The 19,964-nt window shown below is 58.1% G+C and carries 18 protein-coding genes and 1 pseudogene; 13 read left to right on the top strand and 6 right to left on the bottom strand.

Features of this window, described 5'->3' with window-relative positions:
- Positions 1-15 precede the first annotated feature (15 nt).
- The 5 genes and pseudogenes from M5G20_RS30335 to M5G20_RS20225 all read left to right on the top strand — a co-directional run.
- Positions 16-1,080, top strand: a pseudogene (locus M5G20_RS30335) (HAMP domain-containing protein); the annotation flags it as partial.
- Positions 1,081-1,173: 93 nt separating this feature from the next.
- Positions 1,174-1,938: a methyl-accepting chemotaxis protein gene (locus tag M5G20_RS30330; RefSeq protein WP_443218316.1), complete on the top strand. Its 765-nt coding sequence runs from the start codon at positions 1,174-1,176 to the stop codon at positions 1,936-1,938.
- 203 nt (positions 1,939-2,141) lie between these two features.
- Positions 2,142-3,263, top strand: coding sequence for a glycosyltransferase family 4 protein (locus tag M5G20_RS20235; RefSeq protein ID WP_273920511.1), 1,122 nt, complete (start codon positions 2,142-2,144; stop codon positions 3,261-3,263).
- Positions 3,256-4,032, top strand: a complete 777-nt coding sequence (locus M5G20_RS20230; protein WP_273920510.1) for a polysaccharide deacetylase family protein — start codon at positions 3,256-3,258, stop codon at positions 4,030-4,032. Before M5G20_RS20235 ends, M5G20_RS20230 begins: the two co-directional genes overlap by 8 nt.
- Positions 4,029-5,024: a lysylphosphatidylglycerol synthase transmembrane domain-containing protein gene (locus M5G20_RS20225; protein WP_273920509.1), complete on the top strand. Its 996-nt coding sequence runs from the start codon at positions 4,029-4,031 to the stop codon at positions 5,022-5,024. The genes M5G20_RS20230 and M5G20_RS20225 overlap by 4 nt, the downstream gene beginning before the upstream one ends.
- A gap of 4 nt (positions 5,025-5,028) precedes the next feature.
- Here M5G20_RS20225 and M5G20_RS20220 read toward each other — a convergent pair whose 3' ends face one another.
- Positions 5,029-5,205 carry a hypothetical protein gene (locus tag M5G20_RS20220; RefSeq protein ID WP_191635230.1) on the bottom strand — a complete coding sequence of 59 codons (177 nt, stop codon included), beginning with the start codon at positions 5,203-5,205 and terminating at the stop codon, positions 5,029-5,031.
- An 86-nt stretch (positions 5,206-5,291) separates the two neighbouring features.
- Positions 5,292-6,140 (bottom strand): formyltetrahydrofolate deformylase, encoded by an 849-nt coding sequence (gene purU, locus M5G20_RS20215; protein WP_075945467.1) that lies wholly within the window; start codon positions 6,138-6,140, stop codon positions 5,292-5,294.
- A gap of 338 nt (positions 6,141-6,478) precedes the next feature.
- Between purU and mvaT the strand changes: the two genes are divergently transcribed.
- Complete coding sequence (mvaT, locus tag M5G20_RS20210; protein WP_007933316.1) at positions 6,479-6,856, top strand: histone-like nucleoid-structuring protein MvaT; 378 nt, start codon at positions 6,479-6,481, stop codon at positions 6,854-6,856.
- Between the two features lie 101 nt (positions 6,857-6,957).
- On the opposite strand, the gene sbcB is transcribed toward mvaT, so the two are convergent.
- Complete coding sequence (gene sbcB, locus M5G20_RS20205; RefSeq protein ID WP_273920508.1) at positions 6,958-8,388, bottom strand: exodeoxyribonuclease I; 1,431 nt, start codon at positions 8,386-8,388, stop codon at positions 6,958-6,960.
- A gap of 185 nt (positions 8,389-8,573) precedes the next feature.
- Between sbcB and M5G20_RS20200 the strand changes: the two genes are divergently transcribed.
- The 7 genes from M5G20_RS20200 (at position 8,574) to dctM (ending at position 16,220) form a co-directional block, all read left to right on the top strand.
- Positions 8,574-9,299, top strand: coding sequence for an RDD family protein (locus M5G20_RS20200; protein ID WP_150733713.1), 726 nt, complete (start codon positions 8,574-8,576; stop codon positions 9,297-9,299).
- On the top strand, positions 9,296-10,273 hold the full coding sequence (locus M5G20_RS20195; protein WP_273920506.1) for a stage II sporulation protein M: 978 nt from the start codon (positions 9,296-9,298) through the stop codon (positions 10,271-10,273). The genes M5G20_RS20200 and M5G20_RS20195 overlap by 4 nt, the downstream gene beginning before the upstream one ends.
- Positions 10,260-11,804: a DUF4129 domain-containing protein gene (locus M5G20_RS20190; RefSeq protein ID WP_273920505.1), complete on the top strand. Its 1,545-nt coding sequence runs from the start codon at positions 10,260-10,262 to the stop codon at positions 11,802-11,804. Before M5G20_RS20195 ends, M5G20_RS20190 begins: the two co-directional genes overlap by 14 nt.
- Positions 11,805-11,821: 17 nt before the next feature.
- On the top strand, positions 11,822-12,967 hold the full coding sequence (locus M5G20_RS20185; protein WP_443218315.1) for a DUF4350 domain-containing protein: 1,146 nt from the start codon (positions 11,822-11,824) through the stop codon (positions 12,965-12,967).
- A gap of 277 nt (positions 12,968-13,244) precedes the next feature.
- The gene (locus tag M5G20_RS20180; protein WP_273920503.1) at positions 13,245-14,240 is read left to right on the top strand and encodes a TRAP transporter substrate-binding protein; all 996 of its coding nucleotides are present in this window, start codon (positions 13,245-13,247) and stop codon (positions 14,238-14,240) included.
- Positions 14,241-14,307: 67 nt separating this feature from the next.
- Positions 14,308-14,940, top strand: coding sequence for a TRAP transporter small permease (locus tag M5G20_RS20175; protein WP_273920501.1), 633 nt, complete (start codon positions 14,308-14,310; stop codon positions 14,938-14,940).
- Positions 14,937-16,220 (top strand): C4-dicarboxylate TRAP transporter large permease protein DctM, encoded by a 1,284-nt coding sequence (dctM, locus tag M5G20_RS20170; protein ID WP_273920499.1) that lies wholly within the window; start codon positions 14,937-14,939, stop codon positions 16,218-16,220. The genes M5G20_RS20175 and dctM overlap by 4 nt, the downstream gene beginning before the upstream one ends.
- Before the next feature lie 67 nt (positions 16,221-16,287).
- Here the strand turns inward: dctM and M5G20_RS20165 are convergent, their stop codons facing one another.
- From M5G20_RS20165 to M5G20_RS20155, 3 genes are all read right to left on the bottom strand, one after another.
- Positions 16,288-16,686 (bottom strand): DUF1850 domain-containing protein, encoded by a 399-nt coding sequence (locus M5G20_RS20165; protein ID WP_273920498.1) that lies wholly within the window; start codon positions 16,684-16,686, stop codon positions 16,288-16,290.
- Entirely contained in the window at positions 16,683-18,710 is a 2,028-nt protein-coding gene (locus tag M5G20_RS20160; protein ID WP_273920497.1) for a TRAP transporter permease, read from the bottom strand. The genes M5G20_RS20165 and M5G20_RS20160 overlap by 4 nt, the downstream gene beginning before the upstream one ends.
- Positions 18,711-18,792: 82 nt before the next feature.
- Complete coding sequence (locus M5G20_RS20155; RefSeq protein ID WP_273920496.1) at positions 18,793-19,746, bottom strand: TAXI family TRAP transporter solute-binding subunit; 954 nt, start codon at positions 19,744-19,746, stop codon at positions 18,793-18,795.
- Positions 19,747-19,964 lie beyond the last annotated feature (218 nt).

Raw genomic sequence — 19,964 nt, 5'->3', positions numbered from 1 at the left:
TTATAAAAGCACGCCATGGGCATTGAGACCTTATCGGAGCCTCAATCCATGAATAAAAATATGCGCTTCAGCCATAAAATCCTGCTTGCCGCCGCCCTCATCGTCACTGCCGCTTTCGCTTCATTTACCTTGTACAACGACTACAAGCAACGTCATGCGATCCGTAATGACCTGGACAACTACCTGCATGAAATGGGCAGTGTGACTGCCAACAACATCCAGACCTGGCTGAACGGAAGCAGCCTGTTGATTGAAAATCTCTCACAAAACGTAGCTCTGAATGCGGACACGAGCAACATTACCAAACTGCTCGAACAGAAGGCGCTGGCCTCGGCCTTCATGGGCGTCTTTATGGGCAGCGCCGATGGCGTCTTTATCATCCGTCCGGACGCCAGGATGCCAGAGGGTTTCGACCCCCGCATCCGGGATTGGTACAAGAGCGCCCAGCAAGCAAGCGGCTCGGTATTGACCGAACCCTACATCGATATGGCCACCGGCCAACAAGTCATTTCCATCGTCCACAGCGTATTCAAAGACGGTCAAAACATCGGCGCACTCGGCGGCGACCTGAGTATGCAAATGATCATAGACAGCCTGAACGCGCTGGACTTTGACGGCATGGGCCATGCCTTCCTGGTCAACGCCGACGGCAAGATCCTGGTGCACCCGGACAAAACGCGGGTCATGAAATCCTTATCCGAGGCTTACCCGGACAACACCCCTCGCATCAGCAGCGAATTCAGTGAAACCGAGGTCGATGGCAAAACCCGCATCGTCACGTTCACCCCCATCAAAGGCCTGTCTTCGGTCAACTGGTACATCGGGCTTTCGGTGGATAAAGACAAAGCCTTCTCGAAGCTCAGCCAATTCCGCACCTCGGCAATCATTGCGACCATTATTGCGGTAGCGATAGTCATCGCATTGCTGGGCATGCTGATTCGTCTGCTGATCCAGCCGCTGCACGTCATGACCCGCGCCATGGCCGACATTGCCGACGGCGATGGCGACCTGACCAAACGCCTGACCATCGTCAACAACGATGAGTTCGGCGCCCTCGGCACGGCGTTCAACCGTTTCGTCGAGCGCATCCATGGCTCGATCCGCGAGGTGTCTTCGGCCACCGGCCAGGTCAACGAAGTGGCCTTGCGTGTGGTGGCCGCCTCGAACTCATCAATGTTCAACTCTGACCAGCAGGCCTCGCGCACCAGCAGCGTGGCCGCCGCAATCCACCAGCTCGGCGCCGCCACCCAGGAGATCGCCCGCAACGCCGCGCAAGCGTCGAACCAGGCCAGTGACGCCCGCCACCTGGCCGAAGAGGGTCAACAGGTTGTGGATCGCAACATTGCCGCGATGAACCAGCTGTCGAGCATGCTCAGCGCCTCGAGCAGCAACATCGAGTCACTGAACAACAAGACTGTGAACATCGGGCAGATTCTCGAAGTGATCACCAGCATTTCCGAGCAGACCAACTTGCTGGCGCTCAATGCCGCCATCGAAGCGGCGCGGGCCGGTGAAGCCGGGCGCGGGTTTGCGGTGGTGGCCGATGAAGTGCGCAACCTCGCGCACCGCACCCAGGAGTCGGCGCAACAGGTGCAAACCATGATCGAGGAACTGCAAGTGGGTGCGCGCGAGTCCGTCAGCACCATGAGCGACAGCCAGCGTCACAGTCAGAACAGCGTCGACATCGCCAATCTGGCGGGTGAGCGCTTGGGCAGCGTGACCCAGCGTATCGGCGAAATCGACGGCATGAACCAGTCGGTGGCGACCGCAACCGAAGAGCAGACGGCGGTGGTCGAGTCGATCAACGTCGACATCACCGAAATCAACACCCTGAACCAGGAAGGTGTGGAAAACCTGCAATCGACGTTGCGGGCGTGTTCGGACCTGGAACAACAGGCGGCGCGGCTGAAGCAGTTGGTCGGTAGTTTCAGGATCTAAGGCGCTTTCACCGGCCCCATCGCTGGCAAGCCAGCTCCTACAGGGATCTTTGTGACACTGGAGATCGACTCTAGGAGCTGGCTCGCCAGCGATGGCGGCGCGCAACCCACCGCAAAAACTCCGTTGTGCCCCTCCCCTCCAAACCCCAACCGAACAACTATTCTTCAATAAGGTCAACCCATGGAGAGCAACGGACCGGAGGAGTGTTCATCGTGCATATCGCTGACATAACCATGTTTTACGCCCCTGCCAGCGGTGGCGTGCGCACTTATCTGGATGCCAAACATCATCGTCTGTGTACAAGGCCCGGTATTCGCCACAGTTTATTGATCCCCGGGGCGGTTTTCAGTGAACAAAATGGCGTCTATACCGTTCCGGCGCCCGCCCTGCCTTTCGGCAAGGGTTATCGATTCCCTCTGCGTCTCGCCCCTTGGCGCAATGTCCTGCAAGACCTGCAACCCGAACTGATCGAGGTCGGCGACCCTTACCTCACCGCTTGGGCAGCCCTCGACGCACGCCGGCAACTGGATGTGCCCGTGATTGGTTTCTATCACTCGGACCTGCCCCTGCTGGCCAGCAACCGCATGGGCAATTGGGTGACCCCCAATGTCGAAGCCTATGTCAGCAAGCTTTACGGCAACTTCGACCGGGTGCTCGCGCCCAGCCAGGTCATGGCCGACAAACTCACCCATCTCGGGGTGAAAAACGTTTTCGTCCAACCCTTGGGCGTCGATCTGCAGACTTTCCATCCCGACAAACGCGATCCAGGCATCAGGACCGAACTGGGTCTGGACGAAAACACCCGCCTGTTGATTTTTGCCGGGCGTGGCTCCAAGGAAAAAAACCTGCCGGTGCTGCTGCAGTGCATGAAACGCCTGGGCCGGCGGTATCACTTGTTGCTGGTTGGTTCGTCGATGCCGACCACGGTGCCGGGCAATGTCACCGTCATCGATGAGTTCTGCCCCGCCGCGCAAGTCGCACGCTTGATGGCCAGCGCCGACGCATTGCTGCATGCAGGCGATCAGGAAACCTTCGGCCTGGTGATACTCGAAGCCATGGCCAGCGGGATTCCAGTGGTGGCGGTGGCGGCGGGTGCTTTTCAGGAGATCGTCACTGGGCAGTGCGGCCTGCTGTGTGCACCGAACGATCCGCAGGCGATGGCCAACGCCGTGCGCGAACTGTTCGCTCAAGGCAGTGCGCCCCTTGGCCTGCAGGCACGTCGGCATGCCGAGCAGCACTACGCGTGGGACTCGGTGGTCAACAGCTTGCTCGGTCACTATCACGCCGTACTCGGCACTCAATGGCCGCGAGTGGCCAATGGTTGAGCCAATGAACACGCCCAGCCTGTTATTGGTCCTGCACGATGTAGCACCGCAAACCTGGGCCGATTACCAACCCTTTGTCGACGCCGTGGATGCACTGGGCAACGTACCCATCACCTGGCTCGTGGTGCCGAACTTCCACAAGCACAACGACCTGCGCGACCACCCGGACTTTCGTCAACGGCTTGAAGAACGAATCAAGCGCGGCGACGAACTGGCGCTGCACGGCTATTTCCATTGTGATGACGGATCGCCGGTGAACAATCCGCGAGACTGGTTCATGCGCCTGATCTATACCCACGAAGGTGAGTTTTACAGCTTGTCCCGGGAGGCCGCCCTCGCCCGCCTGCACGAGGGCATCGCCATGTTTGGCCGGTACAACTGGCCGCTGCAGGGTTTTGTCGCGCCGGCCTGGCTGATGAGTGAAGGCACCCGTCAGGCCCTGCGCCAACTGCCATTGAGCTACACCAGCGACCCACAACATCTTTATCGGCTACCGGATTTAACGGCGATCGACGCCCCCGGGCTGGTCTGGAGTGCGCGCAGCGCCTGGCGTCGCAGGCTATCCAGGCTCGTCAGTGATGAGCGCGAACAACGCTGGCGCCAGGCACCGGTGATCAGGCTGGGCCTGCACCCGGTGGACATGCGCCATGAGTTCTCGCGGACCTACTGGCTACACACCCTCAAGCGCCTGCTCGAAGACGGGCGAATACCCATGACCAAGGCGAACTGGCTGGCCCTGCATAGCCAGGACAGGGAGCACGCCGCATGAATCGGGGGATCCTGCTGGTGATCGGCCTGCTCGCGGCGGTGCTGATACCGTGGCTTTTGGGCGGCAGCGAAACCTGGTCGCGATTGAGTGGTTTTCCGCTGAGCGGATTGCTGGTCATGTTTGCCATGATCCTGCTGTGCTGGGTCCTGAACACCCTGCGATTGCGCCTGTTACTGGGGGATCAGCGTAACAAGGTCAGCCCGATCAAAGGCCTCGGCGTGGTCATGGCCGCCGAATTCGCCTACTGCGCCACGCCTGGCGGCAGCGGCGGGCCGCTGACCCTCATGGCCCTGCTGGGGCGCAATGGTGTGCGTCCAGCCAGAAGCAGCGCCGTGTTCGCCATGGACCAGTTGAGCGACTTGTTGTTTTTCCTGTGTGCGCTGAGCGGGATTCTGATCTATGCGCTGTTTCAGCACCTGAGCCAACGCCTGGAGTGGCTGTTGATCGTCAGTGCGGTATCGATGTTCGGCGGCTTGATCAGTTGCGTGCTCGTGGCCCGCTATCACCGCCTGCTGATTCGCCTGAGCGGCCGGCTGCTGGTCCGTCTCAACGTCCAGTCCACCACACGGATGCGCTGGGCGCGCAAGCTCCTGAACTTCCTGGCGGCGTTTACGGACACACTGAAACTGCCGCTCCAGACGCTGATTACGGTGTTTGGCTTGACCTGCCTGCATTGGATCTTGCGCTACAGCGTGCTGTATCTGGCGTTGCGCGGGCTCGGCGCAGACTTGCAATGGGCCTGGAGCTTTTTGATCCAGATGCTTTCCCTCAGTGCAGGGCAATTGAGCCTGTTGCCGGGCGGGGCCGGTGCGGCGGAACTGACCTCGGCGGCGCTGTTGGCGCCCATGGTGGGTAAATCCACGGCAGCGGCAGCGATTCTGATCTGGCGGGCGGTGACCTATTACTTCTACTTGCTGGTCGGTGGGCCGGTATTTGTGCTGATGCTCGGGCGGCCGCTGCTCAAGAAGTTGATGAAGCTCAAGCACGCCTGATCATCTACAGGTCCGCGATCTTATCGTCCGGCTCATGCTGCATCCGCTCCCACAATTCGGCGGCTCCGGGAAACTCCGTTCCATCCTCCGGGCTCATGTCGTCCGGGTCATATCGACTCAAACAGCCCTCGCCCAACGTGGCGGGTGCCTTGGAAGTGGCTTTGTCCAGTGGATCGGCCATGGTCATGTCCTCAGTGCAGAAACGGCGAAGGGCCTGAAGCGATTGAACGCCCAGGCCCTTCGAATTTCAACCGTGTCGTGGGGAAATCAGAACACGACGGTTTTGTTGCCGTGTACCAGCACGCGATCTTCCAGGTGATAACGCAGGCCTCGGGCCAGCACCATCTTCTCGACGTCACGGCCGAAACGCACCATGTCTTCAATGCTGTCGCTGTGGCTGACACGCACCACGTCCTGCTCGATGATCGGGCCGGCATCCAGTTCTTCGGTCACGTAGTGACAGGTCGCGCCGATCAGTTTCACACCGCGCAACGACGCTTGATGATAGGGCTTGGCACCCACGAACGACGGCAGGAAGCTGTGGTGAATGTTGATGACCTTGTGTGCATATTCGTTGCACAACTGCGGCGGCAGGATCTGCATGTAACGGGCAAGGACCACCACTTCGGCATCGTGCTGTTTGACCAGACGGGACACTTCGGCGAAGGCCGGTTCCTTGTCCTGGGGATTGACCGGCACGTGGTAGTACGGAATCCCGTGCCACTCGACCATGCTGCGCAGGTCATCGTGGTTGGAGATCACGCAGGCGATTTCGCAGTCCAGTTCATCGCTGTGCCAGCGATGGAGCAGGTCGGCGAGGCAGTGGGACTCGCGGCTGGCCATCAATACCACGCGCTTCTTCTGCTCGGTATCGGTGATGCGCCAGTCCATCGAGAACTCTTCGGCAATCGGCGCAAACGCTTCGCGCAAGGCTTCGATACCGAAAGGCAGCGAGTCGGCACGAATCTCGTGACGCATGAAGAACCAGCCACTGAGATTGTCCGAGTGGTGGCTCGCTTCAGTGATCCAGCCGTTATGTGACGCCAGAAAGTTACTGACTTTAGCAACGATGCCGACGCGGTCGGGGCAAGAAATCACCAGCCGAAAAGTGCGCATGGGGGGGAAACTCCAGAACTTCGCAAAGGCGGCCATTCTAGCGATTGCGCAGCAAAACTGCAGTATTGATGATGCGCAATGCTGCCCGATGGTTAGCCACGAGGTTCCTGCCCGCACACCAGGCGTACGCATCAACCGTGCAGTTAGCTTTCTACAAGCACGGGTTTGTAAATATCTGTAGCGAATGCTTCAAATTATTTAACTGCATCGAAAAGGTGTAGCGGATTCCCGGTAATTTAATTAAATAAACCTGCTTTAATGTTTACTTGATGAAACACCCTGACTATTATTGCGGCACTGTCACCCTGCCATCCAGCGCCCCACATAAGGTAGTAATCATGTCCTTGATCAACGAATATCGCGCCACCGAAGAAGCTATCAAAGAGCTGCAAGCCCGTTTGAAGAACCTGTCCCAAGACGACAAACTGCAAACCGAGCTGGAATTCGAAGGCAAACTGCGCACCCTGATGGGCGAATACTCCAAGTCCCTGCGTGACATCATTGCTTTGCTGGATCCAGAATCCAAAACCAAAGCTCCACGCGGCGGCGCAGTAAAAACTACCGGCACCAAGCGTGCTCGCAAAGTTAAACAATACAAAAACCCGCACAACGGCGAAGTCATCGAAACCAAAGGTGGCAACCACAAGACTCTGAAAGAGTGGAAAGCCAAGTGGGGCGGTGACGTGGTTGAAGGCTGGGCTACCCTGCTGGGCTAAGCCGCCACACCTGTCGCAGATAAATAGGCGACAAAAAATAACGCCAGCTTATCGCTGGCGTTTTTTTATGCCCGGAGTTCAGGCCCCGGGTATTTTCGATTTCAAAGATTCAAGCGTTTGCGCAGCCCCTGAACATGTTGTTGCCATTCACTCAGTACCTGTTGCTGAAACGATGTCGCAGTAACGGCCAATTGGGCTGCGGCCTCTACAAAACTTTCCAGGGTATTGGGCGCCCCCCATTCAGGGTTCGACAAGCGCTTCTGACAGAAGACTCGCCAGCGCTCTTGCTCTTCAGAATTCAGCGTTTCTGGAAAGTTGCGTGCGCGATATCGAAACAATAATTCAGGCAAACGTTCATCATCGAAAGGCCATTGCTCTTGTGCTAATTGCGCAGGGTCCACCGAGCGCACTTGTTCACATAGACGTCGATCCCGGTCACCGATAAATCCATCGTATAACTGTTGTTCCGGGTCCTGACTGACAGAAAAATCCTCGCGGGCATAAATGGCCGCAACTTTATCCAGCCAGACTTGCTGCGCGTCACTTAGCCGCAGTGCACGTTGCTGATACAGCGGCATATCCAGCCCGAGGCGCTGTTGATCTTGCGGACGAAGTACCGACAACGGCGCCACCACCGGGCATTTATTGATGTGGATGAGCTTGAGCGGCACAGGCAACTCACCCTCGGCCAAATCATCGCGACGGGTATACAAGCGCTGGCGCAAGGCGTCGGCATCCAGATCGAGCAAGCCCTGCGGGTCGAGATGCAGATCGCAGACAATCAGCGCGTTCTTGTTACGCGGATGCCAGGCCAGCGGTAGCACCACACCCACATAATGACGCGTCGCAGAGAAGCGCCCGGAAATGTGCACCATCGGTTGCAACAGTCGAATCTGGTCCAGCACCTTTTGTTTACTGCGCAACTTGAACAGCCATTCATATAACTTCGGCTGTTTTTCCCGAATCAAACGCGCCAGGGCGATTGTCGCGCGGACATCCGACAGCGCTTCGTGGGCATTGCCATGGTCGATACCGTTGGCGGCGGTCAGGCGTTCAAGCTTGAGCGTCACCCGCCCTTCGTCGTCTGTCGGCCAAACGATACCGTCGGGACGCAAGGCATACGCGGCACGGACCACATCGATCAGATCCCAACGACTGTTGCCGCCCTGCCACTCCCGCGCGTACGGGTCGAAAAAATTGCGGTACAGGCTATAGCGGGTCATCTCGTCGTCGAAACGCAAAGTGTTATACCCCGCACCACACGTGCCCGGCGCTGCCAGTTGGGCATGGACCCGGGTCATGAAGTCGGCCTCGCTCAAACCTCGCTCGGCCAGATTCGCAGGGGTAATTCCGGTGATCGCGCAGGCTGCCGGATGCGGCAGGATGTCGTCACTGGGCTGGCAATAGAGGTTGACCGGCTCGTCTATTTCATTGAGATCGAAGTCAGTACGCAGCCCCGCCATTTGCAGGGGGCGGTCGCAACGGGGGTTGATGCCCGTCGTTTCATAGTCGTACCAGAAGATGGAGGTCACAGGCGTTTCCTGAACTGAAGATCGACGAAGTCTAGGCGCTCACGTCCCGCTCCGGCCAGCAATCTTGTGATTCAAACATCTGCGGTTACTCAAACCGCACGACATAGTTATGTCGTTTTCCCCGGTGAGGCTGCTAGCATCGGGGAACGAGACAATCCCGATCAGGCCACATCATCAGGTTGCCCATGCTCGAGACCACAGCACTGCGAAGGAAAGCGACGCTGTCCCCGCCACTGGATACGCGGTATCAAGTTGAAACGCCTGAAGGCATCGACTTGCCTCTGCGACCCGCCGGGCTGATGGTGCGTGCGCTGGCGTTCTCCATCGACCTGGCTTTGCGCGGGTTGATCCTCGGCCTGCTGTTCGTTGTCCTGGCAATGCTCGGCAAACTCGGCGCCGGACTGGGTTCGCTGCTGATCTTCGGCGTGAGCTGGTGGTACATGGTGCTATTCGAAGTGCTTAACCAGGGCCGCTCACCGGGTAAGCAATGGATGGGCCTGCGAGTGGTGCAAGACGACGGCACGCCGATTGGCTGGTCTGCGTCGCTGTTGCGAAACCTGCTGCGGTTTGTCGATTTGCTGCCGTTCGGCTACTTCCTCGGGGCCATCAGCTGCCTGCAGCATCCCGGCTTCAAACGCCTCGGCGATGTGGCGGCCGGCACGCTGGTGATCTACCGCGAACAGCCGCTCACCCGCCCACAACTGCCGCCCGCCGAACCCCGTCGCCCGGCATTTGCCCTGAGCCTGAGCGAACAACGCGCCATCCTCGGATTCGCCGAACGCCAGGGCGAACTCTCCGCGGCCAGGGTCAATGAACTCGCCTCGATCCTTGCGCAACCGCTTCAGGTTCCAGCGCCACACGCCGTGGCCGAGCTCAATGGCATCGCCCGCGGCTTGTTGGGTCCGGCATGAAGCAAAGCCTTTTCGAACATCGGCACATGGCCGAGTGGGAGCAGTTTGCCCTCACGCTGCAACGACTGGAGCGGGACCGCAAGGCCGACGGCGTCGGTAATTTCCCGGCTGAGTATCGTCGTCTCTGCCAGCATCTGGCGCTGGCTCGGGAGCGCGGCTACAGCAGTTTCCTGATCGATTCGTTGCAGCAACAGGTCCTGCGCGGGCATCAACAACTGTATCGCCATCGCAGCCGGCTGGGCGCCAATGTGCTGGCTTTCATCCTCGCCGGTTTTCCCCGACTGGTGCGCGAACAGTGGCGCTTCGTGCTGGCCGCCAGCCTGATGTTTTTCGGCAGCCTGATCGGCATTGCGCTGTTGGTGTACCTGTTCCCGGACCTGGTCTACAACCTGATCCCGGCCGAGCAGGTCAGCGAGATGCAAAGCATGTACGACCCAAACGCCGAACATCCAGGGCGCTCGGCGGAGCGCGCGGCCAGTGAAGACTGGGTGATGTTCGGCTACTACATCATGCACAACATCGGCATCGCCTTTCAGACCTTTGCCAGCGGCTTGCTGTTTGGCCTGGGCAGCGCATTTTTCCTGTTCTTCAACGGCCTGATGATCGGTGCAGTGGCCGGGCATCTGACGCACATCGGTTTTGGCCAGACCTTCTGGTCATTCGTGATTGGCCACGGCGCCTTCGAATTGACCGCCATTGCCCTCGCCGGAGCGGCCGGCCTGCAACTGGGCTGGGCATTGATCGCGCCGGGGCGCCTGCCCCGCGCTGAAGCCCTGCGCCTGGCGGCTCGCAAGAGCGTGCTGCTGATTTGCGGGGTTATGTTGTTCCTGTTGATTGCAGCCTTCATCGAGGCCTACTGGTCGTCGACGACAGCACCAACGCCCATGACCAAATATCTGGTCGGCGCGGTGCTCTGGATGTTGGTCGCGGGTTATCTGCTGTTTGCCGGACGGGTCCGCCATGCGCCTGAGTGACGCCAGCGTGGTGATCCGCCCACGCCCGACCTGGGAAGCCATGGACCTCGGCGTCCTGTTGAGCCAGCGCCATCGACGCTTGCTGATGACCAGTTGGGCAATCATCACTTTGCCGGTTTTTGCCCTGTTGAGCGCTTTGCTGTGGGAGTCGCCATCCCTTGCCGTGTTCATTTTCTGGTGGCTGAAACCGGCCTTCGAACGCCTGCCGCTGTACATTCTGTCCAAAGCCATGTTTGGCCAAACTCCCACACTGAAACAGGCCCTTTGCCAATGGCCACGTCTGCTCAAGCCGCAGCTGCTGGCCAGCCTGACCTGGCGACGCTTGAGCATGAGCCGCAGTTTCCTGCTGCCGGTGGTGCAACTCGAAGGCCTGAGCGGCGAGGCGCGTCAACAGCGCATGCAGGTGTTGTTGCAGCGCGATGCCAGCGCCGCGCGGTGGCTGACGTTGATTGGCGTGCACCTGGAAACCGCGCTGTGGATCGGTTTGATGGCGCTGTTCTATCTGCTGTTGCCACAGCAAGTCGCGATCGACTGGAGCTGGCAATCGCTGATCGCCGCGGCCACCCAGGACTGGATCTGGCTGGAACATCTGACCAATGCCTTCTACGCCCTGGTGTTGGTGGTGTGGGAACCGATCTATGTGGCGTGCGGTTTCAGCCTCTACCTCAACCGCCGAACCGTGCTGGAAGCCTGGGACATCGAGTTGGTGTTCCGCCGCATGCGCCAGCGCTTGAACGGCACCGCCGTTGCGGTCCTGCTGGCGGCGATCCTGTTGATACCGAGCGGACACGATGCCTGGGCCGCCGATGCGCTGGTCACACCCGACAGTCCGCGCTTGCTGGAACAACCACTGACCAGCCAGGCGTCCCGGGACAGCATCAAGGCAATCGTTGACCAGCCGCCGTTCAAGAACAAGGAAACGGTGATCCGCTATCGATTTGGCGAGGACAAGGGCACCGCCGAAAACCCGGATGACGACAACACGCCACAATGGCTCAAGGCTTTGTTCCGGCTGTTCGAGAGCCAGCGTTTTGGCGCACTGGCCTCGCTGATCGAAGCCTTGCTGTGGGGCGTCGTGATCGCCGCCATCGGCTTGTTGATCTGGCATTACCGTGACCTGTTGCAGGCGTTTGTCAGCCGCCGCCCGAGCCCAGGCAAAAAAGCCATGCGATCGCTGCCGCAACAGGCGTTCGGCCTGGATCTCAGTCGCGAGACCTTGCCCGCCGACATCGCCACCAGCGCCGAAAACCTTTGGCAGAACCATCCTCGAGAAGCATTGGGTTTGCTCTATCGCGCCTTGCTGAGCCACCTCCTGCACGACTTCGACATCGCCCTGAAAGCCGCCGACACCGAAGGTCAGGTGCTCGAGCGCGTCGAACAACTGCAACAACCGGCCTTGCTGGCCTTCAGTAAGAAACTGACCGGGCATTGGCAGAACATGGCCTACGGGCATCGCTTGCCCGCCGCGCATTTGCAGCGTGAATTGTGTGACGGCTGGCGTGCGTTGTTCGGCCCTGGAGCGACGCATTGAATCGGCACAACTGGCTGATGATGCTCGGCATGCTCGTCGCCGTGTTGCTGGTCGCGCTGGGCGTGTACCTGTATGTCAAGGCCACGCCCTACCCGGCAGAAATCGATCACGGCCCTTCGCCCGAGGCGCAGGCCAATCCTTACCTCGCGGCCGAGCACTACCTGCGCAAACAGGGCCTGGTTGTCAGCCACGCCAACGGCATTGATGTTCTGCCGAGCCTCGAGCCGCATCAGCACAGCCTGTTGTTGCTGGGCGACCGCTACAACATGAGCCCACGGCAGATTGATCAATTGATGAACTGGACCCGGGCCGGAGGGCGCCTGTTGTTCGTCGCCCAATCGCTGTGGGATGAGAACACCGGGCAAAGCAACGATTTGTTGCTCGACCGGGTGCAACTGCACCAGTCCCTGAGCAAAGACCTCAAGGATCCGCCGCCCGATGGCGACAAAGATCCCTATCCGCAATTGACCAAGTTGTACCTGGAAAACGAAGACGCCCCGGCCTATGCCAGCTTCGACACCCAGTTCCATCTCGAAGACCCGAAGAATCTTGCACAGGCCTGGGCCAACAGCGGCAAGGCCACACACATGATGCAGCTCAACCACGGGCTTGGTTCGATCATTGTGGTCACCGACGCCGACCTATGGAAAACCCCGGCCATCGATCAATACGACAACGCCTGGCTGCTTTGGTACCTGACCGCCGATACCGACGTGACCTTGCTGTTCAACACTGATCACGACAGCCTGTGGACATTGTTGCTGCGATATTTCCCCCAGGCACTGGTTGCCTTGCTGGCGCTGATTGGCCTGGGTCTCTGGCATGCCGGTGTGCGCCATGGGCCAATGCTGGAACCGCTACCGAAAGCGCGCCGACAATTGCTCGAACATCTTCGCGCCAGTGCCGATTTCATGTTGCGGCGCAATGGGCAGCAGAGCCTGCTGCAAGCGCTGCAACAAGACATTCTGCGGCGCATCCGCCGACGCCATCCCGGCTATGACCAACTCGGCGTTGCCGAACAATGGCTGGTGCTCTCACGCCTTACCGGCCAGCCCACACGCGCTATCAGCCAGGCCATGAGCCCAAGGACGAAGCAGCGACTGTCCAGCGCTGAATTCAGCCGCCAGGTCGCCCACCTGCAAACCTTGAGGAATGCGTTATGAACAGGTATCTGGACAGCAATCGCTGATGGGTTTGTCATCGGTAACGATGACTCTTAAACACCCATGCCGCTTTCCCTGAGCGCAATCGTTCTGAGCATTAGTTTTTTAAGAGGGGGTTGCCAGTGGCAATCCCCTATTGGCTGCCAGATTTCCAGCTACATTCGGTCATAACCCTCCCAATGGGCGTTTTATGCCTAGACTTGCTCTTGTCCGCCGTGCAGATGCTTTATTCAGGGCATGGAACTGCACGGAAAACGAAAACAAGAGGAATCCCCCAATGTTTAAACCTATGTGGAAAGCAGTCGCCTGCGCCTTTGCCCTTGTCACCATGAGCACGGCCACGGCTGCAGACCCGGTCATTATAAAATTCTCCCACGTCGTCGCAGAGCAGACGCCCAAAGGCCAGGGTGCCCTGCTGTTCAAGAAGCTGGTGGAAGAACGCTTGCCCGGCAAAGTCAAAGTCGAGGTCTACCCCAACTCCTCGTTGTTTGGCGATGGCAAAGAGATGGAGGCCTTACTGCTCGGGGACGTACAGATGATTGCACCGTCGCTGGCCAAGTTCGAGCACTACACCAAGACCGTTCAACTGTTTGACCTGCCTTTCCTGTTTGATGACATCACCGCTGTTGACCGCTTCCAGCTGAGCCCGCAGGGCCAGGCGTTGCTCAAGTCCATGGAGGACAAAAACATCACTGGACTGGCCTATTGGCACAACGGGATGAAACAACTGTCCGCGAACAAAGCGCTACGAGTGCCCGGTGATGCCCGTGGCCTGAAGTTCCGGGTGCAGGCCTCTGCAGTGCTTGAGGAACAGTTCAAGGTCATACGCGCCAATCCGCGCAAAATGAGCTTCGCCGAGGTTTATCAAGGCTTGCAGACCGGTGTCGTCAACGGCGCGGAGAATCCTTACTCGAACATCTACAGCCAGAAAATGCATGAAGTGCAGAAGTTCATCACCGAATCCAACCACGGTGTACTGGACTACATGCTGATCACCAACACCAAGTTCTGGAACGGTTTGTCGCCGGAGCTTCGCAGCGAGCTGGACAAGATCCTCGTCGAAGTCACCGCCCATGTGAACAAAGAGGCTGAGAAGCTGAACCAGGATGCCAAGCAGAGCATCATCGCGGCCAAAACCACCGAGATCATTATCCTGACGCCTGAGCAACGCGATCAATGGCGTGTCGCGATGAAACCGGTGTGGAAGAAATTCGAAGGCGATATCGGCGCCGAGCTGATCACTGCCGCAGAAGCCGCCAACCAGGCCCAATGATCGGTCGTCGGCAGGTGTTGCCGCCCTGACAGCACCTGCCTGACGTCTGCTACAGGAGATGCCATCCATGAATGCTCTTCGGCGCGTCTGGGAACACTTCGAGGAAGGCTTCATTGTCTTCCTTCTGGCGGCCATGACGTTGGTAACATTCGTCTACGTTGTCCTCAACAACCTCTACACCCTGTTCTACAGCCTCGCCGAGAGCTGGCAAGGCGCCAGCGAATCGCTGTTCGCCATCGGCGACGGGGTCATGGGAATGGCACAGGCCATGACCTGGAGCACCTCACTGACCAAGGCCCTGTTTGGCTGGCTGATTTTTTTCGGGTTGTCATATGGCGTGCGCACAGCCGGCCATATCGGCGTTGACGCGCTGGTCAATCTGGCCAGCAAACCGGTGCAACGGCTCATTGGTATCATTGCCTGTCTTTTCTGCCTGACTTATGCCGGATTGCTCAGCATTGGCAGTTTTGGCTGGATCCAGACCCTGATGGAGGCCCAAATAGGCGCCGAAGACCTGGGCCAGTACGGGATCATGCAATGGCACATCGGCTTGATCGTCCCCGTAGGGTTCGCCCTGGTGTTCATCCGGTTCGCTGAAATTCTCGTGCGTATCCTGCAGAACCGGCAGACCGGCCTGGGCCTGGCCGATGAAGCCGCCGATGCGATGAAACTGACCGAACACGAGGATGACAAGTCATGACCATTGCCTTCCTGTTTACAGCGCTCTTCGTACTGATGTTGATCGGCGTTCCCATTGCTATTTCCCTGGGTCTGGCGGGCTCACTGACCATTGTTTTTTTCAGCCCGGACTCCGTGCGCTCACTGGCAATCAAACTGTTCGAGACGTCGGAGCACTACACGCTGCTGGCCATCCCGTTCTTTCTGCTCGCGGGGGCCTTCATGACCACCGGTGGCGTCGCGCGGCGGCTGATTGACTTTGCCAATGCCTGCGTCGGCCATATCCGTGGGGGGCTGGCCATCGCTGCCGTGTTGGCGTGCATGTTGTTCGCTGCCCTTTCCGGATCGAGCCCGGCCACGGTCGCCGCAGTGGGTTCAATTGCCATTGCCGGCATGGTCCGCTCCGGTTATCCGCAGGCCTTTGGCGCGGGGATCGTCTGTAACGCGGGGACCTTGGGCATCCTGATACCACCCTCGATCGTCATGGTGGTCTACGCGGCCGCGACCGAAACCTCTGTCGGCAAGTTGTTCATGGCGGGCGTGATACCGGGCCTGCTGCTGGGGCTGGCGTTGATGGTGGCGATCTACATCGTCGCCGTTAAGAAAAATCTGCCCGCCATGCCGCGCGCGACGTTCCGTGAATGGCTTGGCACGGCACGCAAGGCGATCTGGGGTCTACTGCTGATGCTCATCATCCTGGGAGGTATCTACTCCGGGATGTTTACCCCCACCGAGGCTGCGGCAGTGGCGGCGGTGTACTCGGCCTTCATCGCCTTGTTCGTCTACAAAGACCTGACGTTCCGCGAAACACCAAAAGTCCTGCTGGACTCGGCCAAGCTGAGCATCATGCTGATGTTCATTATTGCCAACGCCATGCTCTTCGCGCACGTCTTGACCACTGAGCAGCTACCGCAACAGATCACCGCGTGGGTGATTGAAGCGGGGCTGACGCCGGTGATGTTCCTGCTGGTGGTGAACATTGTGCTGTTGATCGCCGGGGCCTTTATGGAACCCTCGGCCATCATCCTGATCCTGGCACCGATCCTCTTCCCCATCGCCATGAAGCTGGGTATCGATCCGATTCACCTGGGTATCATTATGGTGGTGAATCTGGAGATCGGCTTGATCACGCCGCCCGTGGGTCTGAACCTGTTCGTGACCTCTGCTGTGACCGGGATGACACTGCCGGCAACCATCAGAGCCGCCATGCCGTGGCTGATGATCCTGCTTCTGTTCCTGATACTGATTACCTACGTGCCCTGGATCTCCCTGGCTTTGCCAAACTGGCTGGGCATGAGTTGATGCCTGCCTGTCCGGGTACTGGACGTTCGTATCCGGACAGGGCTTTCACGTTTGTGTTACTGGCTACTTATTGTTGCCCTGAGTCCGTCCAGCAACTCCATAGTTCCACGGAGGACGGATTGCTGACGGGCGGCCCCAGCCACTCGCTCATCTCATGACATTGCTGATCGAAACATAACTGGTAGTCACCTGCTTGCGGGGAGCGTCCCAGGCTCAGAGGCTGCAAGGGCGGCAGCTGACGTTGATAGTGCCAACTGCCTTTTTCCAACCTGGCCCCTGAGGGAATTTCCATGCCTGCGCCATTTCCCTTGACCCTGGCCTCGGTGAGCACAAGTCCCTGTTGCGAGACACGGTAGTCTTCTTCCCAACGAATTTTTTCGATGGTGTGATTCCAGGCCAGTGTAAAGCTTGAGATCGGGAGTTGGGCCCAGGCGACTCCCGCCAGACCCAGGCACAAGCCGATCATGCTCTGGCCAGTCCGCCACGGCGAGACCGCCAGACATGCTGAAGTATCAGCAACACACCCAGCACAAAACCGATTTCGTCGGTCAACGGCAGCGCAACGACCAACAAGGCACCTGCCGCGAAACACAATAAACGCTCCCAAACCGGCATCTTCTGTTGCAGATAACCGGTGGACGCCATTCCCCAAAGACCAACGGCCAACATCGTCTTGACCAACATATAGGCACTCATCCACAAATTGTCGCCTTGCATCATCAGCGCAGGGTTGTAGACCGCCATGAACGGAATGACAAAGCCGGCCAGAGCAATACGCACCGCCCACAGACTGATCTTGAATCCTGTTTCCTTGGCGATGGGCGCTGCGGCAAAGCATGCCAGGGCAACCGGTGGAGTAAGGTCTGCAAGAATTCCGAAATAGAAAACGAACATGTGCGACACAATCAGCGGCACACCCAACTCCAACAGTGCGGGTGCTGCAATCGAACTGGTGATGATGTAGTTGGGAATCGTCGGGATCCCCATACCCAACACCAGGCAGGTAACCATCGTCAGTATCAGTGACAACAACAAATTATCCCTGCCTATGGCCAGTATGTAACCGGCGAAGGTCGAGGCTATGCCCGTCAATGACACTACGCCGATGATGATCCCCACCAGCGCGCAAGCAATCCCGACCGGCACCGCATGACGAGCACCTTCGACCAGGGCATGCAGGCAAATGCTCAGGGTTTCCCGGCCTCCCTGAATGAACCAGCAGATGACCACCAACGTGGCGATCACCGCAAAGATCACGCCGATACCCAACTGGAAAAAACCGACACAGAGGACACCCAGCGCGATCCAGAACGCACACCGCAACGCGAAACTGGACACCCGAAGAATGATTGCCGAACCGAGAATAACGATGGCTGTCAGCGCCAGGCCCACCATTCCGGAGAACAGCGGAGTACGTCCGGAAAACAGCAGATAGACCAGGACAAAAAGCGGAATCAGTAAATACCAGCTTTCCTTTACCGCCCCCCATGCGCTGGGACATTGGTCTTTGGGTAGCCCTTTAAGGTCGGAGCGTTTTGCCTCAAGGTGAACCATCCAGAACACCGAACCGAAATACAGGATGGCTGGAATTAACGCAGCTTTGGCGATCTCTACGAACGGGACATTAATTGTTTCCGCCATGATGAAGGCCACAGCGCCCATCACGGGTGGCATCAGCTGGCTGCCCATGCTCGAAGTCGCCTCTACGCCGCCAGCAAATGCTGCCTTGTAGCCGAAGCGCTTCATCAATGGAATCGTGAACTGTCCTGTCGTGACAACGTTGGCAATGCCGGAACCTGTAATCGTCCCCATCAAAGCCGATGACGCGACCGATACTTTTGCCGGCCCCCCGAGTTTGTGGCCAAACAGTCCCATCGCGAAGTCAGTGAACAATTTGATCATGCCCGCCTGTTCGAGAAAGGAACCGAACAAAATGAACAGGAAAATATAGGTAGCGGAAACGTAAGTGGGTGTCCCGTAGAGACCTTCGGTGCCGAATGACAACTGGTTGACGATTTGATCGAATCCGTAGCCTCGATGTGCCAGGTCGCCTGGCAGGTATTCACCCAATAAACCGTATGCCAAAAACAGTCCACAGATGACGGGCAATGCGATACCCATCACCCGACGAGCCGCCTCGAACACCAATACGATCAACACCAGCCCAACCACCATGTCTGCCGATGTCAGGTCACCTGAACGCTGGATCAAATCCGCCTCGAAGAACCATTGATACAAGGCAGTGGTAATCCCGGCGAGGCTCAATATCCAGGCCAACGGCTGCCAGGGACGTGCTCTGCCATACGCCGGGTAACTCAGAAACACCACCCACAGCAGAAAACCAACGTGCACCGCGCGCAGCACCTGGCTGGAAACCGGTGCAAACGCAGCGGTGACAATCTGGAAAACTGAAAACAACAACGCCACGTAGAACAGCGACTTAGGCCAGTCGCGCGGGTTGGCGGCGATGCCATGATGATCTTCGCTCATTGGGTACCTGCCTCAAAACTACATAGAAGGGTTTGAGCCGCTCTCTCGCGCTAGCGACCATCCCCCGCGAAGCTTTTTTGAATCAAAGCGCTCCAGCTTCCTTGTAGTAGCGCTCGGCGCCGGGGTGAAGTGGAATGGGCAGATTCCTGGCAGCGTTTTGCAACTTGATGTCCTTGGCGGCTGAGTGAGAATTACCCAGGCGAGTGAGGTTTTCGAACATCAGCTTGGTCATCTGGTAAGCAACGTCATCCGGAATGTCCTCGCGTGTCACCAAGATATTGGTGATCGCCACCGTAGGCACCGGTTCGGGCTGTCCGTCATAGGTATTGGCGGGTATTTGTGCAGGCTGATACGCGGCATTGCCGATTTTCGAAACCACGTCAGCAGGGATGGAGACGTAGTTCAATGGCATGGTTGAGGAAAGGTCGCGGATGGCCGCCATTCCTAACCCCGAGGACTGAAGCGTGGCATCTAACTGACGGTTTTTGATCAGCTCGACCGACTCTGCAAAGGGCAGGTATTGGACTTTGCTCATATCTTCATACGTCAGTCCCGCAGCTTTGAAGATCGCACGTGCATTCAGCTCTGTACCGGACTTCGGGGCGCCGACGGAGATAGTTTTCCCCTTCAGATCCGCCAAGGTTTTGATGCCGGATTCTTTGTTCGCAACAATTTGAATGTAATTCGGATAGGCTCCTGCAATGGCTCGCAACTTTGTCAGCGGGGCCTTGAATCCGGCATCCTCCACGCCATTTTTTGCATCAGCCACAGAGTCCCCCAACGCCAGAGCGAGCTCCCCACGACCCGCTTGTAAAAGGTTGAGATTTTCCACCGAGGCCTTGGTCGCCTGAACAGACGTCTTCGCCCCCGGAATCCCATCGCCGTATATCTGTGACAGCCCAACCCCAATAGGGTAATAAACCCCGCTGGTACCACCTGTCAGGATATTTATGAACACAGGTGCGGCGTTAGCTGCGCACGAGACTGTCAACGCAGCGGTGGCCGCAAAGAGGCTAAAGCGTTTGATTACTTGCATGAAAAACTCTCCGTCTTGTTATGGCTGTATGCAGAGTCTTTCTACTGTAGTCGAAACCAACGCCTTGAGTGGGAAGCTGAGTCAGGCTGATAACCACATTGAAGTCGCCTGAAGTCTCAAACTCACATCAGCTAGGCTAATACCTCCAAACGACCGGCAACACATTCTCGAGCGCTCAAATAACGGACGCCACAGGATTGCAATGATGTAACTTGGCA

It is taken from the genome of Pseudomonas sp. TNT2022 ID1044 (genome assembly GCF_028656895.1).
In the GTDB taxonomy this organism is placed as follows: domain Bacteria; phylum Pseudomonadota; class Gammaproteobacteria; order Pseudomonadales; family Pseudomonadaceae; genus Aquipseudomonas; species Aquipseudomonas reinekei.
Note: the sequence above shows the minus strand (reverse complement) of the source record. Positions and strands in the feature narration are given on the sequence as shown.

Excerpts from the sequence above, each read along its gene's own strand:
- M5G20_RS20180 (WP_273920503.1), top strand. The coding sequence starts at position 13,245 with ATGTTTAAACCTATGTGGAAAGCAGTCGCCTGCGCCTTTGCCCTTGTC.
- M5G20_RS30330 (WP_443218316.1), top strand. The coding sequence starts at position 1,174 with ATGTTCAACTCTGACCAGCAGGCCTCGCGCACCAGCAGCGTGGCCGCC.
- M5G20_RS20200 (WP_150733713.1), top strand. The coding sequence starts at position 8,574 with ATGCTCGAGACCACAGCACTGCGAAGGAAAGCGACGCTGTCCCCGCCA.
- M5G20_RS20175 (WP_273920501.1), top strand. The coding sequence starts at position 14,308 with ATGAATGCTCTTCGGCGCGTCTGGGAACACTTCGAGGAAGGCTTCATT.
- M5G20_RS20190 (WP_273920505.1), top strand. The coding sequence starts at position 10,260 with ATGCGCCTGAGTGACGCCAGCGTGGTGATCCGCCCACGCCCGACCTGG.
- M5G20_RS20165 (WP_273920498.1), bottom strand. The coding sequence starts at position 16,686 with ATGATCGGCTTGTGCCTGGGTCTGGCGGGAGTCGCCTGGGCCCAACTC.
- M5G20_RS20225 (WP_273920509.1), top strand. The coding sequence starts at position 4,029 with ATGAATCGGGGGATCCTGCTGGTGATCGGCCTGCTCGCGGCGGTGCTG.
- M5G20_RS20220 (WP_191635230.1), bottom strand. The coding sequence starts at position 5,205 with ATGGCCGATCCACTGGACAAAGCCACTTCCAAGGCACCCGCCACGTTG.
- purU (WP_075945467.1), bottom strand. The coding sequence starts at position 6,140 with ATGCGCACTTTTCGGCTGGTGATTTCTTGCCCCGACCGCGTCGGCATC.
- M5G20_RS20155 (WP_273920496.1), bottom strand. The coding sequence starts at position 19,746 with ATGCAAGTAATCAAACGCTTTAGCCTCTTTGCGGCCACCGCTGCGTTG.
- M5G20_RS20230 (WP_273920510.1), top strand. The coding sequence starts at position 3,256 with ATGGTTGAGCCAATGAACACGCCCAGCCTGTTATTGGTCCTGCACGAT.
- dctM (WP_273920499.1), top strand. The coding sequence starts at position 14,937 with ATGACCATTGCCTTCCTGTTTACAGCGCTCTTCGTACTGATGTTGATC.
- mvaT (WP_007933316.1), top strand. The coding sequence starts at position 6,479 with ATGTCCTTGATCAACGAATATCGCGCCACCGAAGAAGCTATCAAAGAG.
- M5G20_RS20185 (WP_443218315.1), top strand. The coding sequence starts at position 11,822 with ATGATGCTCGGCATGCTCGTCGCCGTGTTGCTGGTCGCGCTGGGCGTG.
- M5G20_RS20195 (WP_273920506.1), top strand. The coding sequence starts at position 9,296 with ATGAAGCAAAGCCTTTTCGAACATCGGCACATGGCCGAGTGGGAGCAG.
- M5G20_RS20160 (WP_273920497.1), bottom strand. The coding sequence starts at position 18,710 with ATGAGCGAAGATCATCATGGCATCGCCGCCAACCCGCGCGACTGGCCT.